The organism is Tateyamaria sp., assembly GCF_059783535.1.
The window spans coordinates 1-10,880 of sequence record NZ_JBYNDP010000117.1 but is presented as its reverse complement, the minus strand read 5'-3'; the positions used below and the strand labels follow the sequence as shown (position 1 = coordinate 10,880).

The 10,880-nt window shown below is 57.8% G+C and carries 10 protein-coding genes; 5 read left to right on the top strand and 5 right to left on the bottom strand.

What is annotated here, in order from left to right; all coding sequences use genetic code 11:
- Both AC6RA8_RS17685 and AC6RA8_RS17680 read right to left on the bottom strand, forming a co-directional pair.
- Positions 1-262 (bottom strand): hypothetical protein (locus tag AC6RA8_RS17685; protein WP_500354452.1); only part of this gene is annotated, 262 nt, incomplete at its 3' end.
- Positions 263-611: 349 nt separating this feature from the next.
- A complete protein-coding gene (locus AC6RA8_RS17680; protein ID WP_500354451.1) occupies positions 612-1,073 on the bottom strand; it encodes a GNAT family N-acetyltransferase in 462 nt (153 codons plus the stop codon).
- Positions 1,074-1,287: 214 nt separating this feature from the next.
- Here AC6RA8_RS17680 and AC6RA8_RS17675 point away from each other — a divergent pair, with 214 nt between their 5' ends.
- Both AC6RA8_RS17675 and AC6RA8_RS17670 read left to right on the top strand, forming a co-directional pair.
- The gene (locus tag AC6RA8_RS17675) at positions 1,288-3,315 is read left to right on the top strand and encodes an FAD-dependent oxidoreductase (RefSeq protein WP_500354449.1); all 2,028 of its coding nucleotides are present in this window, start codon (positions 1,288-1,290) and stop codon (positions 3,313-3,315) included.
- Between the two features lie 139 nt (positions 3,316-3,454).
- Positions 3,455-3,901 (top strand): RES family NAD+ phosphorylase, encoded by a 447-nt coding sequence (locus tag AC6RA8_RS17670; protein WP_500354447.1) that lies wholly within the window; start codon positions 3,455-3,457, stop codon positions 3,899-3,901.
- A gap of 85 nt (positions 3,902-3,986) precedes the next feature.
- On the opposite strand, the gene AC6RA8_RS17665 is transcribed toward AC6RA8_RS17670, so the two are convergent.
- Entirely contained in the window at positions 3,987-4,427 is a 441-nt protein-coding gene (locus AC6RA8_RS17665; protein WP_500354445.1) for a DUF4399 domain-containing protein, read from the bottom strand.
- Between the two features lie 55 nt (positions 4,428-4,482).
- Between AC6RA8_RS17665 and AC6RA8_RS17660 the strand changes: the two genes are divergently transcribed.
- From AC6RA8_RS17660 to AC6RA8_RS17650, 3 genes are all read left to right on the top strand, one after another.
- On the top strand, positions 4,483-5,013 hold the full coding sequence (locus tag AC6RA8_RS17660) for an RNA polymerase sigma factor (RefSeq protein ID WP_500354454.1): 531 nt from the start codon (positions 4,483-4,485) through the stop codon (positions 5,011-5,013).
- Positions 5,010-5,780 carry an anti-sigma factor family protein gene (locus AC6RA8_RS17655; RefSeq protein ID WP_500354443.1) on the top strand — a complete coding sequence of 257 codons (771 nt, stop codon included), beginning with the start codon at positions 5,010-5,012 and terminating at the stop codon, positions 5,778-5,780. The genes AC6RA8_RS17660 and AC6RA8_RS17655 overlap by 4 nt, the downstream gene beginning before the upstream one ends.
- Positions 5,781-5,914: 134 nt before the next feature.
- Positions 5,915-6,820: a LysR family transcriptional regulator gene (locus AC6RA8_RS17650; protein ID WP_189367872.1), complete on the top strand. Its 906-nt coding sequence runs from the start codon at positions 5,915-5,917 to the stop codon at positions 6,818-6,820.
- Between the two features lie 165 nt (positions 6,821-6,985).
- On the opposite strand, the gene AC6RA8_RS17645 is transcribed toward AC6RA8_RS17650, so the two are convergent.
- Positions 6,986-7,834, bottom strand: a complete 849-nt coding sequence (locus AC6RA8_RS17645) for a hypothetical protein (protein ID WP_500354441.1) — start codon at positions 7,832-7,834, stop codon at positions 6,986-6,988.
- 275 nt (positions 7,835-8,109) lie between these two features.
- The gene (locus tag AC6RA8_RS17640) at positions 8,110-10,326 is read right to left on the bottom strand and encodes a hypothetical protein (RefSeq protein WP_500354439.1); all 2,217 of its coding nucleotides are present in this window, start codon (positions 10,324-10,326) and stop codon (positions 8,110-8,112) included.
- Positions 10,327-10,880 lie beyond the last annotated feature (554 nt).

The window sequence follows — 10,880 nt, the reverse complement described above, 5'->3', positions numbered from 1 at the left end:
CCCACGCCAGCGGGTTGTTTCCTAATTCCTGTGCCACAAACTCTGTAAGTTTGATCGCGGTCTGATGATCCCCAAGATTCCAGTAACATGTCGCCATGTCATCCAACATCTCTGGGCTGGGGGACAGAGTCCGCGAGATATCCACAAGATGTGCCAAGGCCGGTTTGTACGCGCCGTCACCCAGATATCGTGAGATAAAGGGCCGATGATCGATATATGTGCCACTGCCTCCATAGCGCTGCGCCTGCACGACCATAAGCATTCCTCACTGCACTTGTCCGAGAGCGGGGTATCGAAGCAACGTGAAGAAAAGCCTAATCGTTGAAGCGCACGGCACTCGTAAACAGGAAAACGGGGAAGCCTAAGAGTGCCAATTTGAGCTCGAGATGCTAAGCAATCTTCAAAGCCGACATTTGTTTAGCTTGCTGCATCTTTCACTTTGGGTTCAAAGCGGACGGCCGCCGCGTCCGGGAGTCGAACAGTCATTCATATTTGGGGTCAGCGTTTGACACGAAGATCGAAGTCGTCTCGTACTGAGTTCCGACAAACCTACTGATGGTTGCAACACTGAGCGCCACCCTTCTGCTCTAGGTCAGTCCAACGAACACTTTCTACATCTCCGCCCGGTCCAGGGTTTCCCCATGGCGCGCGACCGTCTCGTACCGGACGACAGCAAACCCCTCTGCCGCAAATGCGGGCTGTGCCATCAGCGACGCATGCACCCAAAGGCGACGCAAGCCTGCCGCGCGCGCATCCGCCTCGACCCGGTCATACAACATCGAGAACACGCCGCGCCCCTGCCATTCCGGCAGGACAAAGGCCAGATCGACATACGCTCCGTCACGGGTGATGAAGCCCACGGGCGCGCCCAGTGCTTCGACCACGCGGACTTCTTGCGTCGCCAGTTTCGCGGCCCAACCGTCGCCTGCAGGCGGCGTGGCGCACCAGGCACGCCTCTGCGCCTCGGTATAGGCGCTTGGCCCCTCGCACACCGCCCGAAACATGACGCGCCCCAGCGCATCCGCCTCGCCCGCAATCATCTCGCGCAGGTGCATATCCGTTGCCTCATCCACACTGTCACACTCCGTTCCATTTTGCCCTTGGCAAGAAACCGGGCCTGTGCGCGTCCCACATTTGCGCCCACCCCCAACACCCTGTGACAAGAGCAAAAATCCGCACAAACCTGTCCCCGCGGGGACAGATGCGCACCCGTCTTGACGCCGCGTTGCGCGTGACATCACACGATCTATGTCTGAAACCAAGAGGACACACGCTCGGGAGGACACCATGACAGCCTATCCACACATGCTCGCACCGCTGGACCTGGGGTTCACAACCCTGAAAAACCGCGTGCTCATGGGCTCCATGCACACCGGGCTGGAAGAGACCAAGGATTGGAACCGCGTCGCCGAGTTCTATGCCGAGCGCGCGCGGGGCGAAGTGGGCCTGATGGTCACGGGTGGCATCGGCCCCAACCTCGAAGGGTCTGTGCTGCCGGGTGCCGCGATGCTGTCGAACGCCGAAGAGGTCGCGAACCACAAGATCGTCACGGATCGGGTGCACGAAAACGGCGGCAAGATCGCCATGCAGATCCTGCACGCAGGCCGCTACGCCTATGGGCCAATGTGTGTCGCCCCCTCGCCCGTGAAATCCCCGATCTCTCCCTTTCCCCCTGCGGAACTGGACGAGGACGGTATCGAAAAACAGATCAGCGACATCGTTGCCACCGCGGCCCGCGCCAAGGACGCTGGATATGACGGGGTCGAGATCATGGGGTCCGAGGGCTACTTCCTCAACCAGTTCCTCGTCACCCACACCAACAAGCGCGAGGACCGCTGGGGTGGGTCCTATGAGAACCGGATGCGCCTGCCCATCGAGGTCGTGCGCCGCACGCGCGAGGCCGTGGGCACCGACTTCATCATCATCTATCGCCTGTCGATGATCGATCTTGTGCCCAACGGCTCGACATATGACGAGGTTGTGCAACTGGCGCAGGAAATCGAAAAGGCGGGCGCCACGATCATCAACACCGGCATCGGCTGGCACGAGGCGCGTATCCCCACCATCGCCACCTCCGTCCCCCGCGCAGCATTCGCATGGGTGACGAAAAAACTGATGGGCAAGGTGAACATTCCCGTCATCACCTCCAACCGCATCAACACACCCGAAGTGGCCGAGGAAGTACTGTCGACGGGCTGCGCCGACATGGTGTCGATGGCCCGGCCCATGCTGGCCGACCCGCACTTCGTGAAGAAGGCGATGGAGGACAAGGCAGCCCAAATCGCCCCCTGCATTGCCTGCAATCAGGCGTGCCTGGACCACACGTTTTCGGGCAAGATCAGCTCGTGCCTCGTGAACCCGCGCGCCTGTTACGAGACCGAACTGGTCGTAGCCCCCGCGGAGACGAAGAAATCCATCGCCATCGTGGGCGCTGGCCCGGCGGGTCTGTCCACCGCTTTGACAGCCGCAGAACGAGGACACACGGTCACCATCTTTGACCGCGCAGACGAGATTGGCGGCCAACTCAACATGGCCAAGCAGGTGCCCGGCAAGGAAGAGTTCTGGGGGTTCGTGGACTGGTATCGCACCATGATAGCCGAGGCCGGGATCACCGTGCACTTGAACACCGAGGCGACTGTGGACACGCTCAAAGGCTATGACGAAGTCATCATAGCCACCGGCGTTCTACCCCGCGATCCGGAAATCTCCGGTCAGGATGGCGACAACGTCCACTCCTATATCGATCTGCTGCGACACAAGGTCGAGACGGGCAAGAAGGTCGCCGTCATCGGCGCGGGCGGCATCGGCTTTGATGTCTCAGAATACCTTGTCCACGAGGGCGAAAGCCCAACAGAAAACCTGCCACAGTGGATGAGTGAATGGGGTGTCGCCGACACCGCAGAGCATCGCGGCGGTCTGTCCCCACAGGGACCGCAACCCGAAGCCCCCGCACGCGCGGTTACACTATTGCAGCGCAAGGCCGAGAAGCATGGCAAGCGGCTGGGCAAGACCACCGGCTGGATCCACCGCGCAGCACTCAAGATGAAGGATGTCGAGTTTGTCGGCGGCGTGAACTACGAACGCATCGACGACAAGGGCTTGCACGTGTCCTTCGGTGACGCGCGTGAGAACCCCACGCTGATCGAGGCTGACGACATTATCCTGTGCGCGGGTCAGGTCCCGGAACGCTCTCTGGCCGATGCGCTGGAGGCCGAGGGCATCACCTGCCACGTGATCGGCGGTGCCGATGTGGCGGCCGAGCTGGACGCCAAGCGCGCCATTGATCAAGGCACACGGCTGGCCGCAACGCTGTAAGGCGGATCAAGATCCGCCTTACACTTTGGTGGATGCGTCTTGACCTTTACTATTGGCATCCGAGACATGGGCATGGCTTGCACGAACTGTTCCCGCCATATTGTGATGGTGGTGCAAGGTCATGTCTGATGTCTGAAAGATGCAACTGAAACCGTTCAATGGTCCGGTATGGCGGCTTCTGCCGGAGACATTATTCGCCACGCCATCCATACCGGCGCAAGCGCCGGAAGGGCGCTTCCATCACTCCGGGCAGGTTGCGGCCTACGCATCTTTGAGCGCAGAGGGCGCTGAAGTTGCGATCAAACGGTATGTTGATGACGGTGTCGCCAGGATGCTTGTGCCGATGTGGTTAAAAGCCGAGCACGTCGCGGATGAACGTGCCAATGGCGATGCGTCAATTGTCTGGCAGGACATAACCGCCACGGGCGCTCTGTCTCCAACATGGGCGTATTCTGACAAAGCCCGGAACGCCGGGGCGCAAGCCATGCTGTATTCATCGCGGTCGCGACCGGAAATTTCACATGTGGTGGTCTTCCAGCCAGATGTTCTGAAGTGCATAGGCCCTGCGGAGCGGGTTTTCTTGTAGTGCACTGATTGCCAGGGCCGAGGCGCGGGACACCCGCGCCTTACCCGTAAGGCGGACGTGTCGTCCGCCTTCATCTACAAACTGCTTACTCGACAGTGATTGTGATCACGTCGCTTGCGACAGGCGTTGCATGTGGCACGTGGTTCAGATCGCCCATCACCAACTGCATCGTGTGCTGACCGGGTGGCAGGTCAAGCGTCACCTGCGTTTGCCCTCCACCGAAGTGAATGTGATTGTCATCAGCCGGCAAACCATAGGCCAATTCGTCCGCCCCTTCTGGTCCCTCACCCAGTGGTGGACGGTTGAGCAGCAGATGGTGGTGACCCGTATTTTCCTTTTCCGTCCCGGCGGGGGCCACGCCCATACCTTCGAGGCCAAAGACCACGGTGACCGGTGATGACAGCGTGTCACCATCGGATATGTTGACGAAGTAGACTTTGGCATCTGCGGGTGCAGGCGTGTCCTGTGCGAAAACTGGCGCAGCAAGCAGTGTTGCAAAAGTCACGACTTTGACAAATGAGTTCATTTCTATTCTCCTCCGAGGCATGGTGGGTAGACAACAAATGTAGCACGTCGGGACAATTTCCATTCACACCTCGTCCGAAAATTCTGCCAGTGTCGTTCGCGACGGTATCCCAGCCGTCTATCCGCGGCTGTGGCGCTATGCTGTTTCGCTGACCGGTCGGCGGGACTGGGCGGATGATCTGGTGCAGACCACGTGCCTGCGCGCGCTCGACAAGGCTGATCAATTCGAACCAGGCACACATCTGGATCGCTGGATGTTCCGAATGGCCCAACGCATCTGGCTGAACGAGCTGCGCTCGCGCAAGGTGCGGACGGGGGGCGGATTGGTCCCGGTGGAAGAAATCGATCTTCCTGACAAAAAAAATGAACCAGAAACGAATATTCTGGCACGTGACGTGTTGAATAGGGTGAACAGACTGCCCGAGGCGCAGCGTCAGGCGGTGGTTCTGGTTTATGTTGAAGGGTACGCCTACAAGGAAGCGGCTGAAATAATGGAGATTCCCATCGGCACAGTGATGAGCCGGTTGGCAGCCGCACGCAAGCGGCTCAACTCCGAGTTGGCCGAGGACAAGGCGAAGGTGCAATGACGGACGTGCGAGCCTTTACGGACGAGGAGTTGACCGCTTTCCTGGATGGGGAAGCGGACGATGCCCTGCACGCCGAGATCGAAGCGGCGCTGGAGCGTGACCCCGCCCTCGGCGATCAGCTTGCCGCGCTTGATGTGCCGTTGGCGCCGATTGCCGAAGCCTATGAGGCGCTGTTGCAGGACGCGCCGCCCATGCCTGCCCTGCCGGAACCTGCAGTCACACCCGCGCCTGCCCCGCGGGGACGTTGGGCATGGGGCGTGGGCACCTTTGCGACAGGTCTGGCCGCGGGGTTGGCTGTGGCGATGTTCACCGGGTTCGGCACGCCAGAACCCGCGCCGCGCGGGTGGGTGTCGTTCGTCGCCTCTTATCAGGCGCTCTATACCGCCGAGACGCTGGCCATTGCCGACCCGTCCGCTGACGAAGCCGCGATGCAGTTGGCCGCCGTGTCCAATGCTCTGGACCTGGACCTGAGTGGATTACCAGAGGCGCAAGGCCTGACCTTCAAGCGAGCCCAGGTGCTGGGCTTCAATGACAAACCGCTGATCCAGATCGCTTTTGCTCGTGCCGATGGCACGCCTGTTGCCTTGTGCATCATCCCTGCCGGTCCCGATGCAAAACCTGTGAACATGGCTCAGGCCGAGGGTATGGAACTGGCCCGCTGGAACACGCCCGGCTACGGCTTTCTTCTGATCGGTGGAACGGACAACGCCCCGCTGCAGCAAGAGGCTGAAACCTTCCAAAACTGGAGCGCGGATATCGCGACCTGAGGGTTAACAGATCGTTTCCATGCCATAAACGATCCCCGCAATCTCCCCGATATTATCCAACCCTCGCCAAGATCGTGCCTTTATTCGCCACCATACCTGAGCCTCAACAACGCATGGATTGAGAGGCAGCAGGCATGGATCGCCTTACCGAGATGGAAGCATTCGCCACGGTCGTGGACCAGGGTGGCTTTACCGACGCGGCAAAGAAGATGGGGATTTCGAAATCCGCCGTCTCCAAGCACGTGTCGTCGCTGGAGGCTCGGCTTGGCGCCCGACTGTTGAACCGCACCACACGCCGCGTCAGCCCGACCGAGATTGGCCTGGCCTATTACGACCGCGCCCGCCGCGTTCTGAATGATGCCGGTGAGGCGGATTCCCTTGTCACATCCATGCAATCCGCCCCCTCTGGTCTGCTGCGTATCTCGGTCGCGACGGATTTCGGGGTCAATCACCTGTCCCCGCGCCTGTCCGAATTCCTGGCCGATTTTCCGGACATCACCGTGAACATGGTTCTGAACAACCGCTATGTTGAGCTGATCTCCGAAGGGTTCGACATGGCCATCCGCATTGGTGAGCTGGAAGACAGCACCCTGCGCGCCCGCAAGCTGACCGAAACAACCAAGCGCATGATCGCAAGCCCGAAATATTTCGAGCAATATGGTCGGCCGGAAAAGATCGACGATCTGAACGAGCACAAGCTGTTGCACTATTCCAACCAATCGTCGGGCAATGTGTGGAAGCTGACCGCCCCGTCAGGTGAAAAGCGTCAGGTGCGCACCGCAGGTTGGCTGAGCGTGAATGACGGTCAATCGCTGTTGAATGCGGCCATCTCGGGCCTCGGCATCGCCTATCTGCCCAGCTTCCTCTATGCCGACGCGTTGGAGCAAGGTCTGGTTATGGATGCGATCCCCGAACTGCCGATGGAAACGCAAGGCATCTATGCCGTGTACCCGCCGGGACGTTTCACGCAGCCCAAGGTCCGCGCATTCATCGATTTCCTGGTCCACGCCTTCGCCGAAAAAGGCCCGGCAGACTGGTAAGACTTAACCAACCTCCCTCGGTTATGTGACTGCCCCGGTGCGCAAGCGCCGGGGTTTTTTAATTGTTAAGTTCCGGTTTGAGTCCATAGTACCGGACGCTAAACTGTAGACCGCGGCAGCTCTGCGCAGAAAAGCGGACACTGCAAAGTTGCAAATAGCTCAAGATCAAATGCTTGTGCTGTAAGCCATCAATCGCCTGCTGGACTGAAGTTTACCCGTTACCCCGCATGCGCAAATCCAAACTTGATCAATCGAACCAGGCACCTCGGAAATGTGGGCATGTTCATCTAATGCCAGTTGAAAATCCAGACCTAAACAGTTCACTAGCAACAGGTTTGATCTATGGTTTGCTAGACCATTTTTATCCTTTTTCTTGTCCAAGATTTCACGGCTAAAAACTTGCCAGGAGTTTCTGGGGTCGCCTTGCGCGTTATCTTGGGGCTGATATTCACCCGATCCTTCAAGAACGATTTGGAAGGGACCAAGTTGGCACACTTCAACTGGGTATTGGATGCTGGCCTGTTCTCGTAAGACCTCAAATTGTTCTGGTTTCAAATGCTTGCTCAACTCGGCAAGTGTGGGGATTAAAGTGCCGTTTTCGGTGCCTGAAAGTGGGTTTTCGGCGTTAACAATTTCAATATTGCTTGTGCGTTCAATACGCAAATCCTTGTCCAAAGCGTACAGCAAGCCTTCTACCAACTGCTCTGTACCCCACCATTTTGTGTAGTAAAAGCACTCAACATAATGGTTGGAACCATCGGGGTACTCTACAAAAATGTCCGGCTTTGCCGTCTTCTCCGAGTAGGGGAATGCGACCTTTCCACCCAGATCGGCATAGTATTCAAAACACTGCAACAGCCAGAGAAATTGGTTGAACTTGTCCCATTTGACGGCCCAATGGTCACTTTCAGAGCTCCAATTTGAGTACTCGTCATCCCAACCGATTGCTTCGCTTGCTATCGACAAAAGCTCTTCCAAGCGTTTGAACAGGCCTTCGTTCTCGTAAGTCGCCATACGAAATGCCAAACTGTGAAAAAGAGATGCACCACCGTCTCTCAGAATTCCACTGGTATCACTTGGTAGACAGCCCATCTCACGTACTAGCGGGTAGGTTTGCAGTCGTGTTTTGTACCTGTGAGGGTCCGTAGAGTTATTGAGAGCGTATCCAATCAGCGATTGCGCTTGATCACGTTGGTCTTCACTGGCCGTTGACACTGGCACCACGTTCCTCAGGTTTGTTGGTTGCAACATACTGATCGGCGGCACCTAATCCAAGGACACCCGCTCGGTTAAAGGCCTTCGAAGAGTGTCAAATCAAACCAAAAGCTGTCTGCACCCTCACCCACATCCTGATCGGTGGCCAAAACGAGCTGGTCAAACCGGCCAGTGAAATAGTCGCCCACGGGGATTTCGAAGCGGAGCGGGCCCTCGTTAATCACCGAAGGACTGAAGAATTCTCGGATGCCAAACCCGTCCTGCGTTCCCAGCAAGGTGAAAAACGTATCTCCATCAGGCACATCATCGTTTTCGAACCCGATTGCGTGAAATTCCCCCTCGGTAGACGCATCAAAATCAAAGGCCAGCACAGTCTTCCCTGTGACTTCATAGTCGATATCGATCCGCTTCCATGAGTTGGAGTCCTGTGCGAGCCCAAAACCATCATTGAATACCTCGACGCTGCCCCTGTCTTGTTCGGGACCGTAGGATCGCACATTCTCCAGCGTGCCGTTAAGCCGAACGCGCGGCCCATCCTCGAATAGCATGACATCAGACCAGAAACTCGCCGCAGGCTCCTCCTGTGGCACGGACGGCGGGGTGTCTAGATCGGTCACAAAGACCAAGCGGTCGAATTGGCCCGTGAAGTATTCACCCACAGGAATCCTGAAAAGCTCAGCCTCTGTGCTGTTCTCGACCGCGATATTGAAGTCCTGAATACCGAAACCCTGCTGTGTTCCGCCGAGTTGAAAATAGGTTTCGGAATCTGCTCTGTCGTCGTTGTCAAAGCCGATGCCAAAGATTTCAGCCTGTCCGGTGGTGTCTAAACGGAAGGTCAGAATCGTATCTGCCGTCACTTCATAGTTGATTGGGAGGTGGTTCCAGGCGTTTTCACCCTGTATCAACCGGCCACCAAATCCGCTCACTTCGAAGCTGCCGCGGTCCTGATCGGCACCATAGCTGAGCACGGGCAGCACCTCACCATTGAGCACCAGCGTATCGGCAGGATCAAGCCGAAGCTCAAGCGCGCCCAGATCAACCAGGTTCGCCCCAACTTCTTCGACGTAAGGCAAATCAAAAGCCCGTGCAAAACCTGGGCCCCGCGCATCCGTCAAAAGCGGCTCACCCGTGGCATCAAGCGCTAACGCCGGATCGCCCAGATCAAGCGCGGGGTTAAGGTCGGAAGCACGCAACAACAGCGTTGGCAGTGCCCCACCATTGTCAGTCAGCACCGGTCCATCAGGACCAACGTTGGAAAAGATGTCCTGAGTTCGAACACGACCAATCAGCGTTTCGCCTTCAAAGATCTCCGAACCGACGATGTTGGTGCCAAGCATCGTGACGATCCAGTCGGGCGCTTCCGTTACGATGCTATTGATCAGTGTCAGATCTGCAAGATTTTCGATCTCTGCACCTGTGTTAGCAGTGATCGTGGATTGCACAAAGGTCAGTTGCCCCAAGTTCCATACTGCATCGGGGGTGCCAAACGACGTGGGTTGCGGGATATTCCCGGTGATCGTTCCGCCACTGACCACCATCGTGCCGGAATTGTTAATGGCGCTGCCTTCACGGCCCAGATTGCCCGTTAGAACCACGTTGGTCGCAAGCGTCGTTCCGGTGTTGTAAATGCCACCGCCCCCACCGGGGATGCGACCGGCGGTGCTGTTGTCGCTGATCAGCGTATCCTCGACAATCAAAAGGCCGGTATTGGCTATGCCGCCGCCATCCGAAGCCCCGCGGCTGAAACCAGCTGAATTCTCAAAAACCTCAGCATTCGACAGGCGCAACGTACCTTCATTGAATATGCCACCGCCCAGTGATCCACCAGCGTCGCCGGCGCCGTTGCGGTACACCCGTGCGTCAGACAGCGCCAGTTCAGCCTCTGCCGCGATCGACACGCCACCTCCATCGCCATCGCCAAGCGTCTCCCGCGGACCGCTGCCGCCGCGGGTGATATCAACGTCCGAGATCGCTGCCTTACCCGCATCAACTTCAAAAACGCGGGATCTGTAGTCGCCGTCCAGAACAATACGGCTTGTTCCATCACCTGCGGCGTCGCCATCAATCGTGACGTCGCTTCCGATTTTCAGAGCCTGCCCAGTAAGCGTCAGCCGACCATTGGCGAGATCAGGGTGAAAGACAATCTCATCCGGGCCGTCGAACGCATCGGCAAGGCCAAGTGCTTCTCTCAGCGAAAGGCCCGTGCCATCTTCGGCCTCGCGCAACGCGTCGGGCGGCCCATCAGTGGAAAGCCTCTCATCGGCAAGAGTTGTTACGGTGTACGTTGTCATCAGAATCTCCGGTCGAATGGCATCGCTCGACCGACACGAGTACACAGCTTTCAATCGGTGATCGCGACGCGAATAGACAGAATGGTCAGTTGAATTCGCGGTATTCCTACTGGGAAGGGTATGCGGCGCTCAAAACTGCATCAAGGCCGACTTTGCGCATAGATAACGCTAAGCGCGAGTTCGCCGAGTTTCTGCTGTCGGCTGGTACAAGCATGGTTGGGCAAACTCGGACTGCAGTCAAGTCACCCGAAACAAACACAGATTTGAATCCGCCGAAGGACGGGTTGATCTCGCAGTCCGTGAATTCGACTAAACCCAAGACTCGTGCCTGCAGCCAATGTCTGCAATGCGGGCTGCGGCTGCAGCATCCTGGTCAAGCAAGCAATGTCGGCTAGGGGCCGTCGACGGCGCGGGGAAACGTTCCAGTTCGAGTTGATGCTACGCAAGCTCCGATGACTGCAATGAGCCCTTCTTACTGAATGCTGCAGTCTGCCCCAATGTAGGCGAAGCGCAGGGGGGTGACCTAGAAGCCAAGCGCGGCAGAGGTCAGCTGT